General features: G+C 41.4%; 19 protein-coding genes. 16 read left to right on the forward strand and 3 right to left on the reverse strand.

Going from position 1 to position 21,079, the window contains the following annotated elements; translation table 11 throughout:
• Nucleotides 1-15 precede the first annotated feature (15 nt).
• The 15 genes from AC0YN7_RS19490 (at nt 16) to AC0YN7_RS19560 (ending at nt 15,939) form a co-directional block, all read left to right on the forward strand.
• Nucleotides 16-786, forward strand: a complete 771-nt coding sequence (locus tag AC0YN7_RS19490; RefSeq protein ID WP_475811697.1) for a GNAT family N-acetyltransferase — start codon at nt 16-18, stop codon at nt 784-786.
• An 801-nt stretch (nt 787-1,587) separates the two neighbouring features.
• Entirely contained in the window at nt 1,588-2,463 is an 876-nt protein-coding gene (locus AC0YN7_RS19495) for an ABC transporter ATP-binding protein (RefSeq protein ID WP_475811698.1), read from the forward strand.
• On the forward strand, nt 2,460-4,592 hold the full coding sequence (locus AC0YN7_RS19500) for a hypothetical protein (protein ID WP_475811699.1): 2,133 nt from the start codon (nt 2,460-2,462) through the stop codon (nt 4,590-4,592). The genes AC0YN7_RS19495 and AC0YN7_RS19500 overlap by 4 nt, the downstream gene beginning before the upstream one ends.
• Entirely contained in the window at nt 4,589-5,200 is a 612-nt protein-coding gene (locus AC0YN7_RS19505) for a hypothetical protein (protein ID WP_475811700.1), read from the forward strand. The genes AC0YN7_RS19500 and AC0YN7_RS19505 overlap by 4 nt, the downstream gene beginning before the upstream one ends.
• Before the next feature lie 24 nt (nt 5,201-5,224).
• Entirely contained in the window at nt 5,225-5,776 is a 552-nt protein-coding gene (locus AC0YN7_RS19510; protein WP_475811701.1) for an RNA polymerase sigma factor, read from the forward strand.
• Complete coding sequence (locus tag AC0YN7_RS19515; protein WP_475811702.1) at nt 5,769-6,575, forward strand: hypothetical protein; 807 nt, start codon at nt 5,769-5,771, stop codon at nt 6,573-6,575. Before AC0YN7_RS19510 ends, AC0YN7_RS19515 begins: the two co-directional genes overlap by 8 nt.
• Before the next feature lie 2 nt (nt 6,576-6,577).
• The gene (locus AC0YN7_RS19520) at nt 6,578-7,327 is read left to right on the forward strand and encodes an ATP-binding cassette domain-containing protein (protein ID WP_475811703.1); all 750 of its coding nucleotides are present in this window, start codon (nt 6,578-6,580) and stop codon (nt 7,325-7,327) included.
• A gap of 210 nt (nt 7,328-7,537) precedes the next feature.
• On the forward strand, nt 7,538-8,899 hold the full coding sequence (bioA, locus tag AC0YN7_RS19525) for an adenosylmethionine--8-amino-7-oxononanoate transaminase (RefSeq protein ID WP_475811704.1): 1,362 nt from the start codon (nt 7,538-7,540) through the stop codon (nt 8,897-8,899).
• Nucleotides 8,896-9,621, forward strand: a complete 726-nt coding sequence (bioD, locus tag AC0YN7_RS19530; protein WP_475811705.1) for a dethiobiotin synthase — start codon at nt 8,896-8,898, stop codon at nt 9,619-9,621. The genes bioA and bioD overlap by 4 nt, the downstream gene beginning before the upstream one ends.
• Nucleotides 9,622-9,632: 11 nt before the next feature.
• The gene (gene bioB / locus AC0YN7_RS19535; RefSeq protein ID WP_475811706.1) at nt 9,633-10,631 is read left to right on the forward strand and encodes a biotin synthase BioB; all 999 of its coding nucleotides are present in this window, start codon (nt 9,633-9,635) and stop codon (nt 10,629-10,631) included.
• Between the two features lie 34 nt (nt 10,632-10,665).
• Nucleotides 10,666-11,844, forward strand: coding sequence for an 8-amino-7-oxononanoate synthase (gene bioF, locus AC0YN7_RS19540; RefSeq protein WP_475811707.1), 1,179 nt, complete (start codon nt 10,666-10,668; stop codon nt 11,842-11,844).
• Complete coding sequence (locus AC0YN7_RS19545; protein WP_475811708.1) at nt 11,841-12,641, forward strand: alpha/beta hydrolase; 801 nt, start codon at nt 11,841-11,843, stop codon at nt 12,639-12,641. Before bioF ends, AC0YN7_RS19545 begins: the two co-directional genes overlap by 4 nt.
• Nucleotides 12,622-13,488: a malonyl-ACP O-methyltransferase BioC gene (bioC, locus tag AC0YN7_RS19550; RefSeq protein ID WP_475811709.1), complete on the forward strand. Its 867-nt coding sequence runs from the start codon at nt 12,622-12,624 to the stop codon at nt 13,486-13,488. Before AC0YN7_RS19545 ends, bioC begins: the two co-directional genes overlap by 20 nt.
• 474 nt (nt 13,489-13,962) lie before the next feature.
• A complete protein-coding gene (locus AC0YN7_RS19555; protein ID WP_475811710.1) occupies nt 13,963-15,057 on the forward strand; it encodes a glycosyltransferase family 2 protein in 1,095 nt (364 codons plus the stop codon).
• A gap of 255 nt (nt 15,058-15,312) precedes the next feature.
• On the forward strand, nt 15,313-15,939 hold the full coding sequence (locus tag AC0YN7_RS19560; RefSeq protein ID WP_475811711.1) for a glycerol-3-phosphate acyltransferase: 627 nt from the start codon (nt 15,313-15,315) through the stop codon (nt 15,937-15,939).
• Nucleotides 15,940-16,013: 74 nt separating this feature from the next.
• Here the strand turns inward: AC0YN7_RS19560 and AC0YN7_RS19565 are convergent, their stop codons facing one another.
• The 3 genes from AC0YN7_RS19565 to AC0YN7_RS19575 all read right to left on the reverse strand — a co-directional run bounded on the left by AC0YN7_RS19565 (nt 16,014) and on the right by AC0YN7_RS19575 (nt 19,680).
• Nucleotides 16,014-17,783 (reverse strand): glycoside hydrolase family 2 protein, encoded by a 1,770-nt coding sequence (locus tag AC0YN7_RS19565; RefSeq protein WP_475811712.1) that lies wholly within the window; start codon nt 17,781-17,783, stop codon nt 16,014-16,016.
• Between the two features lie 233 nt (nt 17,784-18,016).
• Entirely contained in the window at nt 18,017-19,096 is a 1,080-nt protein-coding gene (locus AC0YN7_RS19570) for a DUF418 domain-containing protein (RefSeq protein ID WP_475811713.1), read from the reverse strand.
• A complete protein-coding gene (locus tag AC0YN7_RS19575; RefSeq protein WP_475811714.1) occupies nt 19,093-19,680 on the reverse strand; it encodes a TetR/AcrR family transcriptional regulator in 588 nt (195 codons plus the stop codon). The genes AC0YN7_RS19570 and AC0YN7_RS19575 overlap by 4 nt, the downstream gene beginning before the upstream one ends.
• Before the next feature lie 317 nt (nt 19,681-19,997).
• Here AC0YN7_RS19575 and AC0YN7_RS19580 point away from each other — a divergent pair, with 317 nt between their 5' ends.
• Nucleotides 19,998-20,753, forward strand: a complete 756-nt coding sequence (locus tag AC0YN7_RS19580) for a class I SAM-dependent methyltransferase (protein WP_475811715.1) — start codon at nt 19,998-20,000, stop codon at nt 20,751-20,753.
• Nucleotides 20,754-21,079 lie beyond the last annotated feature (326 nt).

Below are 21,079 nucleotides of genomic sequence, written 5' to 3' on the forward strand. Positions count from 1 at the left end.
ACGGAGGGTGATAAGATGACTATGGAAATAAAGGTTTATAAAACAACATTGAAGGAAATTCAATCGTTCCGCTTATTATTCTTGCAGGAGAACAATTTCCAGATCCGCTTCAATGCCTGTCATGAACGTAATTGGTCGGACTCCTACCTGCTTACTGTGAATGAAATCCACGTTGGTTACGGTTCCGTAAAAGGTTGGGAACAATTGACCGACAGGGATGCCATTTTTGAGTTCTACCTAATTCCTCCATATAGAAAAATGTCACACCTTATTTTTTCAGAGCTACTTACAGCCTCAGAAGCAAAGTATATCGAATGCCAGAGTAATGACCTTTTATTAACATCTCAGCTTTATCTATTCGGCCAGAACATCAATGCAGACGCCATACTATTCGAAGACCATTCGACTTCCGAACATAGTAAACCTAAAGCTATTTTTCGATCACGCCTTGAAGATAATGATATTTTCGAGCACAAAGGAGAACCGGTAGGTGAATTTGTACTAGAGGAGAGTGGGGAGATTATTGCTACAGGAGGCTTCATGCTCCATTACAATATTCCATTTGCAGATCTTTACATGGAAGTTAAGGAAGATTACAGGCTTAAAGGATACGGCAGTTTTATCATACAGGAATTGAAAAAACAGTGCTATCAGGCAGGAAGGGTACCTGCTGCTCGCTGTAATGTCTCGAATGCTGGATCAAGGGCTACCTTGATTAATGCCGGTATGAAAATATGTGGTTTTGTACTGAAAGGTGATGTTCATAAGTCAGAGGGATCTGCTTGAAACTATTTGAATTGAAAGGACTGCATCAGTTGCTGCTATCGAAATTAAAAGACAGGGGCTTGATTCGCTCCTGTCTTTTCTATCTGTCTATTTATATACATTAAATCAAAGCTATTGCAAGAAGGGTAAACAAAGATAATGCTAGAATATCATTTCCGAACCACTGCGAGATCTGAGCTTTCCCCGATGTACGCATTCTACCAGATGTCCGTAAATAAACATTGTTGCTATCCACGCCACAGATAACACCTTCAAAGCATTGTCCATAGCAATTATGAATACGAACTCTACAATTCATATGCCTCCTGCTTAAATGATACATTTCGTTCAAATTAGTTCTACCTCCTCTTATTTCGATACTTATTCTATGAAAGGGAACCATTTAGGGACTGGACTGTCCACAGAATGTGCTAATTGCTTGGTAAATTAATCGTTGAATCTGACTAATAGTAATAGCGTAGTCTCAAAAAAATTAGATTGGATATTGTCCATTCAAAAGTTTACTATTCCATCTACAAATGAATTTGAATGTAAAACATCCAATCTAATGAGCCGCTGGAGACCATATAAGTAGAATATGGACGATTAGGTTGGATGAAATACAGCCAAGCTCAAATACAACGTGTTGGAGGTAGTTTTGGTTGGATCAAATACAGTCAAAACTTGTGCAGCATCTCTCAGCTATCCATCAAACACTGATTTCGGTTTTAACCTAATTTATTAAAATAATTTCTCAGCGAAACAAAATCGATCCCATATTCGTGTTAAGATTAGAAATTTGAACCGGGGAGAGAAAAACAGATGTACAATATCAAAATAGAAGGACTAAATAAAACCTACAAAAGCTTCCAAGCTTTAAACGATATTAATCTGCAAATTGAAACAGGATTATTTGGTCTACTAGGACCCAATGGTGCAGGCAAGACGACTTTAATGAAAATACTTAGCACGATCCTTCCTTATGAAAAAGGTCAAGTTACGATATATGATTTTGACTTAGCGAAGGAAGGGGACAAGGTTCGAGGGATACTTGGTTATTTGCCGCAGCATTTTCATCCGCCTTTACAGTTTACTGGCAGAGAGTTTTTGCATTATGTAGGGTCGATGAAAGGGATTGTTAATCATCAAGAACGATCCAAACAAGTGGAGCGATTATTGGAGGAAGTAAATCTTCTGCCACATGCTAATAAAAAAATAAAAAGCTTCTCTGGGGGGATGAAACAGAGACTTGGAATTGCACAAGCATTACTCGGAAACCCCAAATTCATCATTTTAGATGAACCGACTACGGGACTTGATCCATCCGAACGCATTCGATTCCGTAATGTAATAGAGAGGCTGAGTAAAGATTATTCGATCATACTATCCACCCATATTATTAGTGATATCGAATCTAGCTGTGAAAAATTAGCGGTTCTAAATAACGGTAATGTGCTCTATCAAGGAACGACTACGGGCCTGGCCCAAAAGGCTGTTAATTATATTTGGGAGCTTCAAGTGCCTTACACAGAGTACGATCATATTGAAAAGAATTACTTGGTTATTTCTAGTAGAAGGGAATTAAACGATGTCATTTTCCGAGTCATCTCAAAAGAATCTCCACGTGCTGATGCTATGGTTGTACAGCCAACCATTGAAGATGGCTACATGGCAGCGATTAATGGGGTGATTTCATGAACATGATCAAGCTTATTTATGACAATGAAATGCGTTTATTATTTCGCAATAAATTTTTAGCGCTCCCGTTTATTATCACTTTGATTTGTTGGGGTTATGTTATTTTCTCGTACGAAAAGCAATCTGTTCATTATGAGGAAGTTGCTGCTGTTTTCTATAATAGCTTTCAGTGGATAGTGATGTTGAACCTATTAATGGTAGGTCTACTATCTGTCTATATGGCTGGCAAAGATCAAGAAAGTGAATTTGAATTTTTAGTTGTCACCTATAAGGTTAAAAATATGGAGTGGGTATTTGGAAAATGGCTGGTCGCTCAAACGTATGGTTTTTGTATTACAATCATAACGTTGCTTATTCAAGGAATATGGTTTTCAACTGGAAGTATGAGTACGATTGATGGGATTAAAAACTTAATTTTTTTATTTTTTCAGTTGGAAGGTGCAATCTTTTTACTTGTTTCATTAGGATTTTTGTTCGGTATATGGCTTAATAATAGGTTCGCTTATTTCTGTATACCTGTCTTGCTGGGTATAACTTTATTGCTTCAATCAAATAGTTACGGATTCGCGCCTGTTAACCCGAGGTTAAACTTACTAAGCTTATATGACGTTATGTTTATCGCCTCACCATTTGAAGGCATATGGGGAATCAATCGCGTATTTGAAGGAGTCATTTTACACCAAATTGCTGCAATATTGCTCGGTATTATCTTAATAGCTGCAGCGTGCCTGTTCTTTCGCCCCTTTCGTAGATTGAAAATAGAAAAAAACATGGGACTCACGTTGATGGTTATTCTATTTATCCCTGCTGTCGTAGTGGGTGGAATTCGCTATACACAATACAATAGCGCACTTGAGCAATTTGTTCATACAGGGAAACAATACTTAACAGCAGGATTTGAGGGGATTTCTTCATTTTACGATAAAAAATCAGATAATAAAAAATCCAATTTTTCAATGGAGCGTACGAATCTAAATGTACAGTTCCCATCCGAAAACCAGATTGAAGTCAATAGTCAGTTATCGATTAAGTATAATGGGGATGTCTCTGTTAACGAGGTATCTCTTACCTTGCATAACCAGTTAAAGATAACGGATTGTTCGAGTGATAGGGAGCTTACCTGCTCTCGGAAAGATGATCTGCTAACTGTTCATTTTGCTGACAAGATTGAGCCTGGAGAACAGTTCGATCTGAACTTAAATTATAAGGGGAATATGCAGCAATATCGTTACGATGGGTTATTGGAGCATTCCTTTATTGCATCTGATCGGATCTACCTTCCTAAGGAGGCGGGCTGGTATCCATTAATCGGTGAACGTCAGTTAGCGAAAAGCAGTAATAATTTACCTAATAAGCGTTATGTGGGATTTGAACTAAGGAATGGTGAGCTTGTAGAGGATTACCCAACAGAGTTTACCGTTACGATTAGGAATAAGGGAGATAGTATTCCCATTTCCCTTACCATACCACGTCTAGAAGATGGCTCCTATAAAGGAGTATCTCAATATGGATTGTCTCTGATCGGCGGAAATCTTGAGGAAGTAATGGTCGAACAAACTAGAGTTGTAGGACATCCGGAAGTGCTGGCTGGTGCCCGGAAAACGACGGAAGTATATATGGAATGGTGGAATTATATAGAAAAGTGGCTTGAGATTCCAATAGTGCCTGAAGTCATTTATATATTGAATCGTGATCATAGAAACCTGACACAAGTTGCTTTTGGTGAGGAATTTATTGCATGGAATGTCGATGATATCAAGTATGTGGATACTTCTTTTATGCCTTATATGTTTGGTAGTGTTCTAATAGATGGAAACCCATCATTGGGTGAGAATGAGCATTTGTTGCAAATGGCGATCGTATGGACATTATTCAATCATTTTCAGATCGAGACTGGATCTAATGGATTTGATGATTGGTATAATCAAAATATTCAAGGGTTTCAATTTGAAATGCCTTCAGAAGCAGCTAATCTATTAGACATCATGAATCGTTATGATGAGCAAGGGGAAGAGGAGTTTCAACAAGTAGTGAAATACCTGTTCACACAATACCATGCACTCGAAGAAAAAGCTAATTTTGATTTAGCAACTGAATTAGAAAGCTATGTAGGAGTAAAAAGCCAATGAGTGGACTATCGATCAGACTAAAGCTTTGGTTGAAACTTTGGTTTACATCGTTACATGCCATTGTTGTCATGCTGCTCATTCCAATTGCTGTATATTTCATTTATCTGTTTGAGTCTTATAGGATCGCTTTTTTTACAAGTGTAGTGTATGAGAAGGCAGCAACTCTTTTGTATGTGTTTATTATACAGTGGTGCTTTTCCATTGATTTCGATTCTAAGTTTTATGGACAGTTGATTACTTATCCGATCTCAAGATGGAAGATCATTGTTGAAAGGCTGCTATTGTCATCACTTATTTTTTTTGGATTGTTGTGTATCGTGACGATCGTATTAACGCCGCTTGGCGGCAGTATGGTTTGGAAAGGGCTTCTGTTTTCTATACCCGTTTATATAGGGCTTGGTGGAATTGTAGTCCTTGCTACGACAATAGGGAGTCATTCTCTTGGAGGGCTGTTTGCTGGTTTGTTCTTCTGGATGCTGGCTTTAAACGGGGGACAATTATCGCTATTTTTAAAGGATCATCAGTTGATGTTATATAATCGATTTTTATATTTTAGTCTTGGGGTAGTTTTATCATGGTTAGCTATTTTGCATTTCAACCGAAAGTAAGTCTGAAGATAGGGAGGTACAGGAGTGCAAGATGAGGAATATATGAGCCAGCTGTCATTAGGTAATGACTCGGCTCTAGATACACTTGTTTTCCGGTATCATAAACCCCTATATGGGTATGTATACCGATTGTTGCAGGATGAGAAATTAGCAGAAGACATTGTTCAGGAGACCTTTCTTAAAATTTACCAGCAAGGAAAAAAGGGCTTCATCCCTGAGCAGTTCAAACCTTGGATGTACAAAATAGCAACAAATAGCTGTAAAGATTATTGGAAGAAGGCTTATATAAAACGTGAGTTTTTTACGGATAGAGACTTAGAAGAGAACGGGCAAATCCATCACATCATCGATCGACAGCTTGAACGAAAATGGATGGTGGAATCCTTGAACCAGTTGTCACTTGAATATCGCTCGGTGCTATATTTGCGATTTTTTCAGGATTTGAAATATGCAGAAATTGCTTTAGCATTAGATATTACGCTTAATACGGTAAAAACCCGAATTTCACGAGGATTAAAGCATCTGGAAGGAATAATAAAAGAGGATGAGAGAAAAGGGGTGGGTGTAAATGAGTGAAGATCGTGAAGACCAAGAGCTGTCACGTTTAGAAAAAGAATGGAAAAACCGTTTAGACCGTTTCACCGCCCCAGAACCAACAAGAGAGCAAACCGTTCGTTTAATAGAAAAAATAAAACAGATGGATGAGACAAAGCCAGTCGATTTACGGGCTGAGCTGGAAGTGAGGCAAGCTTCTCAATCTATGTCTTCTAAAGTGGCGAGTTTATTTTTATCCCAATGGAATTTTTATGGGTCGACGAGCTGGTGGTTAACAGGAATCGTGATGCTCGCAATGTCCATTATGATCAACGTGAGCACTCAAAATGAAATGACTGGTTTTATGGCTTGGATGAAGTGGATTACACTCATCATTATTGCTGTAATGGGCTACGCATTTCGCTCGAAAAATGATGGGAATGACATCATCGAAAAGTTAAGTTATTATTCCTTGGTTCACCAAATGTTTGCTCGATTCATTATCGTCATGGGATTGCAATTAGCGATGACGCTGCCATTAAGCTTTATCATTATGGGGAAAGCAAGCTCACTCTTGTATTTATACGGTTCCTTTACACCTATCTTCTTCTTTGGAGTAGTTGGATTTATAAGTGCAATGTGGTTTGGACATAAGGCGGGCATAATCATCACATTATTTATTTGGCTTAGTCAGGTATTGTTTGATCAGAAGCTCCAATCGTTTTCTATTTTTCAGCTGCCTTTGAATGAACATTTCGTATTCACAAATGTTGTTATTCTTGGACTCTCTGGCCTTATGCTAAGCAGTATATTACTACGGAATTATTTAGCGAGGGACTAAATATGAGCTTGAGGATTACGTTAAATAACGTGGATTACATGAAAGATAAAGAGAAAATTATCGATGATATGACTTGTACCTTTACGACAGGAATTACGTATGTGGTTGGAAGAAACGGCGCTGGGAAAAGCACACTTTTAAAACTCGTTGCAACTGCAGTTAACTCAGATAAAGGGAATCTGATTTATACAAAGTTAATAAATGAAGAGGGTGTAGGAAGATATCGAAAACCGCTTAGTACCGAGGAAGTTAGAACGATGATTGGCTTCATGCCACAGCACTTTAGTGGTCATTCGGATATGACAATCGAAAGATATTTAACGTATATGGCCTTTCATAAAGGTATTCCTCGCGCACTTGTAAAATCTACAATAGAGAAGTGGTTGAAGGAGAGCGGTTTGTATGAGCTTAAACGAAGAAAGCTGCGTACGCTCTCTGGGGGGCAATTGCAAAAAGTAGGATTGATTCAAACGCTCATTAATCAGCCTCGGATTTGTATTTTGGATGAGCCGTTTGAAGGGTTGGATAATCAAGAGAAGTTATTTTTTAGGCGGACAATACGCAGACTTTCTTTTCATAGCGTCATGATCATTAGCACACATTTACTTGAGGAAATTGAGCAGTCAGAAGAGGATAGCTTAATGTATATAGAAGATGGGAAAGTGCGTTTTTATGGTGGGGCGGATGAGGTTGACAGGGTGTTGGAGATGTTTAAAGGGTTCAATGTCGAAGCAGATAGCATCCATTCATGACCAATAGAAAAAGTAGAAGCTCGGGCTGTTTAAATGCCTGAGCTTTTTTGTCGTTTCCGATGAGTATATGGAACTCGCTTGACTCTAAATCAAATAATACTCTTTACAGGAAAATTTATGTCTGATAGAATTGCTACATTCTATTGTTAACCAAAATAAAATATTTCAGGTTAACAATAGAATGTAGCAAGCTAAAGGTGGTAATATCTTTTGACAACGCATTATGAACGACTTTCTGCGATCAATAAGGAACATTTATGGAACCCATTTACTCAAATGAAAGACTACAATAACGTCGATCCTCTAATTATCGAACGCGGCGAAGGCATCAAATTATATGACGTCAGTGGGCGTGCTTATTATGATGGCTTCTCCTCGGTATGGCTTAATGTCCATGGGCACAACGTACCTGAACTAAATCAAGCGATCACGGATCAGTTAGGACGTGTTGCGCATTCTACCCTTCTTGGTATGGCTAATGTGCCTGCAATTGAACTTGCAGAGAAATTGGTAGGGATCTCCCCTAAAGGATTAAATAAAGTGTTTTACTCTGATTCTGGAGCAACGGGTGTTGAAATTGCGGTCAAAATGGCGTTTCAATATTGGAAAAACCAAGGGTATGAGGATAAAACGAAGTTTATTACGATGAATCAAGCCTATCACGGAGATACAATTGGAGCGGTTAGCGTAGGTGCTATTCCGCTTTATCATGAAGTGTTTCGCCCTATGCTGTTTCCTTCGTATGTCATTCCATATCCAAATGCTTACCGCCATAATGGCGGTGAACGGGAAGCAGAGGAAGCTACGCTAACGGCATTGCATCATTTACTTGAGACCAGCGCGGATGAAATCGCAGCTCTCATTGTGGAGCCGATTGTACAGGGTGCTAGTGGCATCATTATTATGCCAGAAGGCTGTTTATTTGAGATGGCAGCACTTTGCCATAAGTATGGTGTACTATTCATTGCGGATGAGGTGGCGACAGGTTTTGGGCGGACAGGCGCTATGTTTGCTTGTGATCTTGAAGATGTATCACCTGATTTGATGGTAATCGGAAAAGGCCTTACAGGTGGCTATTTGCCTGTGGCAGCGACGCTTGCGACAGACGAGGTATACAACGCATTTTATGCGGATTACGAAGAGCAAAAAACATTTTTCCATGGTCATTCCTTCACAGGTAATCCACTCGGTTGTGCCGTTGCTTTGGCTAGCCTGAAGTTGTTTGAAGAGCGCAACATCATTGAAGGAGTACGATCAAAGGCATCATTCGTAGAGCGTAAGCTCGCAGTTTTACATAATTTTTTGCATGTCGGTGACATTAGGCAGAAGGGACTGATGATTGGAATTGAGCTCGTACGCAATAAGGTTACTCGTGAACCGTACGATTGGGCCGAACGAATCGGTGTTCGCGTAACCCAAAAGGCTAGAGAGCTTGGCATGCTAACGAGACCGCTTGGCAATGTTATCGTATTCATCCCTCCACTAGTTAGTACAGAGGCTGAGCTTGATGCTATGACGGATATTTTGGTGGAGGCCATTCTCAGCGTCACTGAAGGAGAATCCATTCTATGAAGTTGATGCGTGGATTATTTGTGGTCGGTACGGACACTGGCGTCGGCAAAACCATTGTAACTGCGGCGCTTACCGCTGCTCTTCGCGCCGAAAATATGAATGTCGGTATTTGGAAGCCTGTGCAGTCCGGTGAGTTACTTGGTAGCGGAGCTACTGACGCTGAGCGTCTACTACTATATACCGGACTAAATGAGCAGCCGGAGGAGGTAGCGACATTCACTTTCCAAGCCCCGCTTACGCCGCTACTGGCAGCCAAACACGCGGGGGTGACCTTGTCATTACAGGGGCTAGTTGCTGCAGGTGAAGATCTATTGCATCGTTACGAAACGTTACTCATCGAAGGGGCCGGGGGCGTAGCTGTTCCACTGACCGATGATTCACTCATGGTCGATTTGATTTCTGAGCTTCGGATTCCAGCTCTGATCGTAGCTCGTTCGGTTATTGGAACGATTAATCACACGCTCCTTACGGTATCTTATCTACGACAACATGGGGTGCCGATTATAGGCTTTATTTGCAACGATGAAGAATCAATTGACAGGTATGACGACCCGAGTGTGGCAACCAATGCAGCGTTGATTGAACGTTATAGCGGCATCAAGTTTCTCGGACACTTCCCCTACTTGAAGGACGAAATAAATAAGGTATCACTGATCCATGTGGTTCGAGAAAAGATTGAATTGGAAACGATCGCACAGGCACTAACCATTCAAACAAATTGAGGATGAGTGAAATGACAATAATGAAATCGAAAATAGAGTGGTCGTTACTTGCCGAGAAAGCGCTTATGGGTGAATGTTTAACGATTGAAGAAGGACTTGCTGTTCTTGAATCAGATAACGATGACATACTGTCCTTGATGCAAGCTGCTTTTCAGGTCAGACAACACTTTTACGGCAAAAAAGTGAAGCTGAACATGATCATTAACGCTAAAAGTGGACATTGCCCCGAAGATTGTGGTTACTGCTCACAGTCCATCATATCGACGGCGCCTGTACAAAAATACACCCTGCTCGACAAAGATACGCTTCTTGCAGGAGCACGTGAGGCTATGGCACGAAAAGCAGGAACCTACTGCATTGTAGCTTCGGGGAAAGGCCCAACGGAGAAGGAACTGGACCAAGTCGTAAATGCGGTTGAAGAAATACGTGCAACGATGCCGTTGAAAATATGCGCATGTCTCGGGATTTTGAAGGACGGTCAAGCCGAACGTTTAGCAGAAGCAGGTGTACACCGTTACAACCATAACTTGAACACAAGTAAGAATAATTACTCGTCTATTACGACTACACATACCTACGAACAGCGTGTTGAAACCGTGGAGAAGGTAAAGGCACATGGCATGTCCCCCTGCTCTGGTGTAATTATCGGTATGGGTGAAAGTAATCAGGAAATTGTTGAGATGGCTTATGCGCTCCGTGAGCTCGATGCCGACTCGATTCCGATTAATTTCTTGAATGCTATTCCTGGAACGCCTTTGGAAGAAGCAGAGCGCACCCCGGCTATGAAAGGGCTTAAGGTGCTGGCATTGTTTCGGTTTATCTGTCCGTCTAAAGAGATTCGTGTTGCGGGCGGTCGCGAAGTTAGCCTTCGTACGTTGCAACCATTGTCGCTATACGCTGCCAACTCACTCTTTGTAGGTGATTATTTAACAACTGCAGGTCAAGATATATCGGCTGATCATCAAATCATTGAAGATTTGGGTTTTGAGATTGAGTTAAATGCTCTTTAAATTTTAATGAATGCCCTTTAAGGTGGTACGGATTATGAACTGGATGGAAAAAGAACTTGAGCTATTACATGATGCTTCACTAGAGCGGTATTTACGTGACAGCGTTCCAGCTCCGCAATGTCCTGGTTATACGACTAGAGGAGGACAATTGCTGCTCAATCTAGCCTCTAATGACTATCTTGGACTAGCCCAACATCCTGCAATTATTGAAACAATGCGCCAAACGCTTCTTACCGAAGGAAGCGGCTCAGGAGCGTCACGTCTTGTGACAGGCAATCGATTGCCTTATAGAGGTCTTGAAGAAGAGCTGTCCCATTGGCAGAGGAGTGAAGCGGCACTTGTTTTTGCAAATGGATATATGGCTAATTCCGGTGTTATTAGTGCACTTGTGGGTCGTAACGATGTGGTTTTCAGCGACCAGTTAAATCATGCGAGTATTGTCGACGGTATTGTATTGAGCCGCGCGGAGCATGCTCGGTACCGACATAACGATATGGAGCATTTGGAAGCTTTGCTCAATAAACATCGTGATAAAAAGCGCAAGCTGATTGTTACGGATGCCGTCTTCTCAATGGATGGCGATGCAGCTCCCTTATGTAAGCTGGCTGCGCTCAAACGCAAGTATGGAACGATGTTGATGGTAGATGAAGCGCACAGCGGGGGGATTTACGGGGAACAAGGTCAGGGGTTATGCTTTGAGCTCGGTCTGCAGCATGATGTGGATGTACATATGGGAACATTCAGTAAATCGTTTGGTGTGTATGGTGCATATATCTGCGGTAGTCGTACATTAATTCGCTGGCTAATTAACAAGGCTAGACCGCTCATGTATTCGACGGCATTACCACCTTCTATGGTGGCGGGTATTTCAACATCGCTCGCCTTAGTCCAAACTGATCATTGGCGCCGCGAACGACTCTTCTCGCTAAGCAAGTTGTTTCGATCCTCGCTTCTTCACGCTGGTTTTAATGTCGGTAGGGGAGATTCTCCTATTGTACCGGTAATTGTTGGTGATAATGAAGTGGCCCTTCGTTTTAGCAAAGCACTTGAATTGAAAGGGGTAGAAGCGGTGGCCATCCGGCCACCTACGGTTCCTGATGGTACAGCGCGAATTCGCTTCTCTTTATCAGCTGCTCATACGGAAAAGGAATTGGTCGACGCGGCCGCGATAATCTGTACAATCGGATATCAATTAGGGGTGATTCGTTCATGAATGCAGCGGACAACATTCCAATGCACATAGAGAATGCGTCATTGAGTGGGATAGTTTTGTGGCTAACTGGATGGAGCCTGCCGGATACTGTTTTTGATCGGCTTCGCGAGCTGCTGCCAAAATACACTCATGTTTCGGTTGAATACTATAAAGGGGATTCTCCAGAGAATATGCTGGATATGACGGAAACAGCAGCGAGGAAGATCCTGTTTGTGGGTGAAACAGATTGTAGCACTAGGCAGTTCCGCGGTCCGATACTAATCGCAGGCTGGTCGCTCGGAAGTTTACTAGCTCTAAAACTAGCGGCAAAAGGTTACGGTGATGGCCTTGTACTGTTCGGTGCAACGGCTCGGTTTACTCGTTCCAAAGAAGAAAGTGTCCTCGGCGTAGCAGATGCCTATGTTAGGCAGATGATCAGAGGGATCTCTAAGGATCCTTTAGCTGTTGAAACGAATTTCAGAAAGCTCATGTTTACGAAAGCTGAATGGGAGGACGGTCTTAGTACAAGTCTTCCTCCACAGGGCAGCTGGTCAGCCTCAGCGCTAATTTCAGGCCTTCAGATTTTACGGAGCGAGGAATGCTTTTCTCAATTGCCCAATATAGCTTGTCCGGTTCTTCTTTTCCACGGGACAGAAGACGAAATTTGTTCTTACCATGCTGTTTTGGAGCTTAAGAATCAGCTGCCTCACGCAAAGTTAGTTACATTACCCGCCTGTGGGCATGTGCCTTTTTTGGGAAGGGAAGTACAAATAGCTGAAGAAATGAGGAGATGGTGGCATGATCAGCAGCAGAAATAGTACGATTCAACGTAAATTTAATCGTAGTTCTATCTCATATGATACTCATGCCCATGTTCAGCGTACAATGGCTGATCAGCTTGTAAAATCTATCATAGGATGGAAAAACAAAGGATTCAAAGGTGAACCTAACATTCTTGAGATCGGTTGTGGCACAGGCGCTCTAACCCAAAAGGTAATGGACGAATGGCCTATCTCGAATATTACTGCACTAGATGTTTCACCTGGGATGATTAAAGTAGCTGTGAAACGTATCCAATCAGCTGATAATCATCTAGGCATTCAAAATAGTATATCGGATCGTATACGTTTTATTCATGCAGATATCGAAAAGTGGGCGGTTGATCCTCCAGCGTCCTCGTACGATATCATCGTATCTAATGCCTGTTTTCAATGGCTAAACTATCCCAAAGAAACGCTTGGACACCTTCAGCGAATGCTGCGGCCCGGAGGCTTGCTGCTATTTACCACTTTCGGGCCGGATACATTCTGCGAGATGCATAGGTCATTTAATGAAGTTTATCGATCTCACGGAATGGAGCCGCAACGTCATGGATTATCGTTTCATTCGCCGCTCCAATGGCAGTTCATGCTTGAGGAATCAGGATACTCAACTATTAATTGTAAACGTTCAATTCATATTGAAAAGTATGCTTCTGTAAGTGATTTTCTCCATTCGGTAAAAGCGATGGGGGCTAGCGCTTCAGAAGCAGTTACTACATCTGGGCATAGCTATCGTCGCTTGTTTACCGACATGTATAAGGAATACGAGGAAAAATTCAGTTTAGAGGGAGGAGTTGCTGCCACTTTCGATCTCCTAATCATTCAAGCAGAAGCCTCTTGTTAATTATGCAATAAAGGAGCTGGAGGTTGGATGGCTTTCACTCGCCCATAAATTGTATTTGAGACAGCCCCTATTTTGTCGTTTCCGACGAGTGTTTCGCTTGAAATTTGAGTAATTCGACTGATTTTGTGATAATCCTGTGGCTCCTTGGAGGCAATGAAAAATTAGTTACACATTGTGAAACCAATGAGCAGCATTATGGAATTGGAGACGAATTAGTTTTACAATATGCAGCTAAATCACCGGAAAGAGGGCGCGGATCGAGTTAACCCAGCAATTAAGTTCATCTCCTGAAACTAAATGGCAGTTGACCCTTTTTCGATCTCATTTAATTGCAAAAAATGAAACTACGCGGGCATAGCACTTAGGCTTGTTTCGGAGTATTACAAAATCGTACATGGTTTATTTGATCAGTTGAAACAAAAATAATACACAACAATCCCTCATATATATAGCTACATGAAGGGGGATCAGAACATGTGGATTATCATTCTAATGCTAGTCGGATGTCTCTCTGGTTTTTTTCTATTCAAAAAAAACACATTGGCCGATACTCAAGAGCCCTATCAGGGTTTAAGGAAACTGTCCATTATCATTCCCGCAAGAAATGAAGAATGTAATCTGCCTCATCTGCTCGATTCCCTTAAGTCGCAAACCATTAAACCCTTCGAAATTATTGTTGTGGATGATTTCTCTGATGATCGGACTAAAGAATTAGCTGAATCCTATGGGGTAACAGTTATTGCTAACAGCAGCCTGCCTAAGGGATGGACGGGAAAGAGCTGGGCTGTTTGGAATGGATATTTACACGCATCAGGCGATGTATTTGCTTTTCTGGATGCTGATATAAGACTCACACCTAACGCGCTGGAAACCTTGTTGAAAGCAAGGGAACGATCAAAGGGTGTCATTTCGGTTGTTCCTTTTCACCAAACAGAAAGGCTGTATGAAAAGCTCGCCCTGATCTTGAATATGCTGGGCATATTCGCGTTTACATCCGTTTTTGAACGAAAAAACTCCAAGAAAGGTCTTTATGGCTCCTGCATCCTTGCCTTAAGGGAGGATTACGAAAAAATCAATGGTCATGAAAGCGTCAAATCTGAAGTGCTGGATGATTTGTTTCTAGGATCGAAATTTGTTGCAGCTGGCGTCCCAGTTACCAATTTTATCGGATATGGCTTGGTGTCGTTCCGTATGTACCCGCAAGGACTCCGAAGTGAAATAGAAGGTTTTAGTAAAGGAGCAGTCTTAAGCACTTCAACGCTTAGTCCATGGACGATCGTCCCCATAGCCATTTGGGTGGTGGGACTAATTGTGTCGGAAACCGTGCTTATTTTTGCGAATACTTCATGGGCAGTGCCTTTATTTATCGGCTATCTCATGTATATGGTTCAATTATTTTATTTTATTAAATATGTAGGTGTGTTTGGGATCATGATCCCTGTTCTGCACATACTGGCTTCCTCATTCTTCATTGTTGTTATGCTTTATTCGTTGTACCAGGTGGTTGTCTTAGGGCATGTAAAATGGAAAGGAAGGAACGTCCGAGTAGGAGGCAAGGGACCGCCGTGAATGTATATATTCTTCTGGTGGCCTGTCTGGTCGTAATGATAAATTAGTTGCAGGTTGTGAAACTACTGAGAGTCATTCACGAATAGCGGAACTAGAGTCCATATAGCTGAGTTTCGTTTGCTGTGCTTAGCCGATAAATCGGTAGACAGTCTATACGACTCATTATTCGAGGAGGATGGTTATGTACAAGCCACTTTTCTTCCCTTTTAGCTCGTTCATTTTATCCGGTATTAGGGTAATAATCAGGCGTGACTTATGATCATTTTGTTGACTGCAGGCTCATTTCTGTCGGGTTCTCTCATGTTTTCATATTGGCTGGGTCTAGTGGGCAAAAAGAATCTAAAAGTCGTTGGTGACGGAAACCCCGGTGCCTTGAATCTGTGGAAGGCAGCTGGTTATAAACTCGGTATTGCCGGTATTTTGTTGGATTTTTTAAAAGGATATGTTCCTCTTATATTGGTTATCGGAAGCGGTTATGATCAAGGTTATCTCATCGTTCCGCTGGCTATAGCTCCAATTGCGGGTCATGCCTTTACTCCATTTCTTAAAGGGAAAGGAGGCAAGGCCATTGCCGTCACCTTTGGGGTATGGAGTGCATTGACGGTGTTCGAGGTTTCTTTGGCATATGCTGTACTTTTAGCGTTGATGAAGGCTGTGACCCGTTTGAGGTACAAAGGAAGACCCAAATCCGAAGAGGCGAATAGCTTACATGATGGCTTGCAGGTTGTAAGTGGTATGCTGCTTCTTTTTGTGTACTTGTATTTGAGGATGTTCTCTGCTGCTATTCTATGGGTTTGGTTTGGAAATTTCGTGATCTTAGTTTATACCCACAGAATTGAAATGGCTGCGTGGTGGAAAAGAGTGTTTAACAATGGCGCATAATTATAAGCAAATATTCTTTGCAAAAAACAAGCCAATCCTTAAGGATTAGCTTGTTTTATTTGTACATATCGATTTTATTTAGCAGTATCTACGGTCTGCTTCTCAATAGCCGCGATCGTTGAATTGATCCGGCGGATGACATCAGGGTCGAATTTATGATGACGTTCGTAAGTAAGGAGACCGTTCACTTCCTGCTCGATATCGTAGAGCTGCGTGTAGCAAAATGCGCAGATATATGGGTTTTCCAGCAATGCCAACGTCAAGCCTTCATAACGGGAGAGGAATTCCTCCTCCGATTTCGGTCGGTCGCCATATCCCCAGCTCTTCTGATCGGCTTGACCGGGATTCCACCAAATGCCGCCGTATTCACTAACGAAGTAAGGCTGGCCGTCGTATTTTTGACGGTCTGGGAAGGTGACGAATCGTTCTCCGCCACTACGCATCGCCTCGTAGTTTTTGGCAAACTTCTCCGGATTCTGCTCATAATCATGTACATCGAAAATATCTGTAATGACATGGAAATTACCGCTTGTATCAATAACTGGGCGGGTAGCATCCAGTAATTTGGTCACTTGATAAGTGATGCGCAGCACTTCATCATTTTGGCGGGTTCCCTGTGGTCCGTCCCATGTCTCATTGAATGGGCACCAACCGACTAAGGCAGGACTATTATAGTCACGGTTTACAATTTCAATCCACTCAGGCAAAAATTGTTGAAGTCCCTGTGCTGTCGAAATATCGAGTCCCCAGTTCGCGTGTTCGCCCCATACGATGTAGCCCAATTGGTCAGCCCAGTACAAGAAGCGGGCTTCAAACACTTTCTCATGCAAGCGGGCGCCGTTGAAGCCGAGACTCATGGACAATTCAATGTCCCTCTTTAATTGTTCATCCGTCGGAGCGGTGTAAATGCCTTCTGGATAAAAGCCCTGATCCAGCACCAATCGTTGGAAAACGGGTTTACCATTAATGAGTATCGCATTGTTATCCCATTTCACGGAGCGAAGGCCAAAGTAGCTTTCTACAGCATCGATTATTTTCCCGTTATGTTGGAGTGACAGAGTAAGGTCGTAGAGATTAGGTGAACCGATTTCCCACAAATGGCTTTCTGTGAGCTTCACTGTCAAGCGTCCTTGCTTACCATTCACTACAGCAGACTGTAAGCCTACTGTTTTACCACCAAACTGCGCTTCAACAGCAAAAGTTAAACCGTCAGCCCCGATGAACTCACCCTCTACATGTAGGGATTGATTCTCGGAATCCGGAGTCAGCTTGAAGGATTGAATATATTGCTGGGGCACGGATTCTAGCCATACGGTCTGCCAAATTCCCGTTGTTCTCGTATAATCGCATCCATGCGAATGATACATACCGGACTGTTTGCCGCGAGGCTGCAGACCAGAGCGGACATCATCTTCTGCACACACGGTTAATACGTTGCTGCCAGGTTGGAGCAAGTGAGTGATTTCCAACGAAAATGAAGCGTAGCCACCGCGATGAGTGCCTGCAGAAATACCGTTTACCCATATTTCGGATTCGTAGTCAACCGCACCAAAATGAACGAGGATACGGCTGTTATTCCATTCGGAAGGGATTTCTATCTCCTTACGATACCAGACAGCGGGCATGAAATCTTTGTTCGCAATGCCGGACAGCTTGCTCTCCGGACAGAAAGGAACCAATATTTTGTCCTTTAAGCCAGAAGCCTCGAACAAATTGCGCTGCTTTCCACTTTTGCCATGATCGATTTCAAATTCCCACTCGCCGTTTAGATTAATCCACTCGTTACGTACCATCTGCGGACGCGGATATTCTGGACGCGGGATAGATTGTTTGGATGCTGTCACAATAATCCTCCTCGAAATATTAGTTAATTAAAAAGTTAATTAAACATTAAGTTTTTAAGAGTATTCTACTTGAAAATAGTATATGAAACGATTATACGGTTGTCAATAAACACTGTTCAGTTGAATTTTTATCAAATAAGTAACTTTTATGTTAATTTGTATTGTAGAAATTCACTGCATGAAACGACCAACCGTGTCCCCGTTTCAGTGAGACTAAGCTTAGATTGTGGAATTTAGCAAATTTTTCTCATGAGCAGCTCAACAGGACCTCTGTTCCACCACTTTCTCCACAAATGCGAAAAGATTATGGCGATTACGAAATAAGCGCATCCATATGCGATTGCAAAAGACAGCCTTCCATTTTCCAAATAATCGATTGCCTCTAGAAAACCTAAGCCGATGACTACATGCCCGATATAATGGGATAACGATAGCTGTCCGGTGTTGATAACCGCCCGTGTGATAAGGGAATTCTCTAATTTATTGACCACATATACACTGACCGTGATGAAGGCTACTGCCGAACATGTTCCAGAGAGCACATAAAGTGCCGTGGGCGGCATTGGTTTCGTGGTAAAAAGATAGGTTGCTGATTCTATGTCTAGTACAGGTGAGGTCCACTTGATCAGGAAATAGGATATTGCCTCGAAGGCTACAGTCCCTGATAACGAATAGAGCAGAATCTTAGGTTGGTTTTCTTTATCCAGCCAACGTTTTCTACCAATCCACATACCGAACAGAAAAAAACATACCCAGGGAAAAATCGGATGGAATCCATTAAAAACAAGATTTCGAATAAAACCATTTATCGTCCAAAAGTCCGTATATTCGTGAAAGCTAGTATCCCAGCCTTTGCTGTAGTCAAAGATGATCAAACAGAACTGTGATAGGAACAGAATAATCGCAGACAGACCAAGTAGTTTGTTATCGGATACGGTAATCAAAGCCGAAGCTACAAGCATGAACACTGCGTAATAGTGTAGGATGTCAGCACTCCAGCCCGTAAGCAGTAAGAGCATACCAGCTACAAGTAAAAATACGGAGCGTCGGTAAAAGCTATAACGGTTTTGACGAATGATATTTTTGTCCATCGAACTTCTTGCTTTTGCAGTCATTAAGGATATTCCGATGCCTGCCAGTACGACAAACAATGCAGATGCCCTACCTTCAAATAGTCCCGCAATTGCTCTCAACCATGATGCTCCATCGTCTTCTGCCTGCATCGCAAGTTTATAGTTAACGATAATCATCCCGAAGATAGCCCAGGCCCTCGCATAATCAAGAGCAGTTATACGCTGCGTCGTTTGACTCATTTCACGGAGTCCCCCTTTAGAATGGAGACGACCGCTTTTGTCCATATCTCTTCATAGCGATACTCTAAGCCATAGCTAATAAAGTTATCCATACTGTCAATGATCATAGTTAGCATTTGTGCGTTAATAAGCTCATCTCTATCATTGATAGCCCCAATTGAAACCCCGTGACTGAGCAGCTGAGCAAATCCGATTGTAAATCCATCCAAGCTCTCAACCAATTTTTGAGTATATTTTGGATTTCGATATCCAAGCGCTTGGTACTGATTCATAATACGTGAGTAATAGATGTCTTCATTCTGCTTGGTAATAATGTGGAGTCCATCTGAAATAAGCTTTTCTTCAAAATTGTCTTTTGTATAGTCTTCGATATTAAAAAAGTTGTCAAAGCCAATATTTTTGCATATCTCATCAAATAGCACATCAATAATCGATTCTTTTGATACAAAATGATAATACAAAGCAGGCTTTGATATTTTCAATTGTTTGGCGATCATGGTCATACTTGTTTTTTCAAAGCCGTGCTCAGCGAATAAGCGATACCCAGTTTCCAAAATATTAGTATACGTCGAAGTCATATTCATTCCATTAACACCCTCTAATAGCCAACTTACTTACCGTTCGGTAAGCTTACTTTACATGACACTGCTGTTTTTTGCAATAGGGAGATTAAATACGATATTGGCAATGCTTGAAGTTGTTCTTGCGTTTCCACTTATTCATCAATTATAGTAAATGAAACTTTCAATTGAGGTGAAATGGATGTATCTCCACTTTGTTCGAAGTAACTAGTTCACGGGCTGGGTAAAACGCGTACCAGCTGTTAAGGGGGGAGTTTGCTCTTTTGACCAATGAGGACTATTACTTTAAATAAAGCGCCATTGAAGGGTGGATATTAAATATGAACAAATTTGATTATATGAAGTTCTACGAGGAAGTCGGACAATTAAACGGTTGGGATTTTAGTAAAGTAAAGGCTATATCAGAAGGAGTAAAGTGGCAATTTTATAATGAAGTAACCCAAAGACTCAAACAGCCTGATAGACTGCTCGATATCGGTACAGGTGGAGGGGAAGCTTTATTATCCATAGCTCATGCTTGTTCACTTTTAATAGGAATTGATCAATCATCGGGAATGGTCCAAACTGCAAATCATAATTTACAAATTTCCAAAAAAACTAATGTACAATTCATGCATATGAACGCTGAAAACCTTGGTTTTCCTCAGAACATATTTAATGTAGTATCTTGTAGGCACTCGCCGTTTGATGCTAAGGAAGTGTCGAGAGTGTTAGCGAAAGACGGAATATTCCTTACTCAGCAAGTAAGCGAAAATGATAAGCTTAATATTACACAAGCGTTTGGAAGAGGGCAAAACGCCAACTTGGATGGAACATTAAAAAATAGATATATGGAACAATTAAATGAAGCTGGTTTTTCTGATATTCAGGCTTATGATTATGATGCAACAGAATATTACGAAACGTACGAGGATTTAGTATTCTTGCTGAAGCACACGCCGATTATTCCTGATTTCGGGAAATATGAAGATGATTTTGAAATACTCGAAAAGTTTATAGATGGTAATAAAACAGAAAAAGGAATGGAGACAAATTCTAAACGATTTATGATCATTGCGAAAAAGAGTATATGGTAAATTGTAATTACCAATTCATTTAATGTTTATTAAATAAAAAAGGCAGCTAAGCGTCTCAAGAAAATGAGAGGCGCAGCTGCCTTTATTAGATGTATAACAATTTATAAATTTTGGCTTATAAATAGGCTTATTTATCTCCACGAAACGATCTTAAGCCGTCAAGAACGGCGATAACGGTTTACGCGTACTTAAATTAGAAGCTAAAGAAAATAAGAAATGTTTGACTTTCTGGGTTTCACCCACTATTGTTCTAGTAGCTATGAAAACGTGGATCTGATTTAAACGACACAGTTTTCTTCTTTTTTGATTTTATCCAGTTTGCTTTT

The organism is Paenibacillus sp. J31R122 (genome assembly GCF_056269185.1).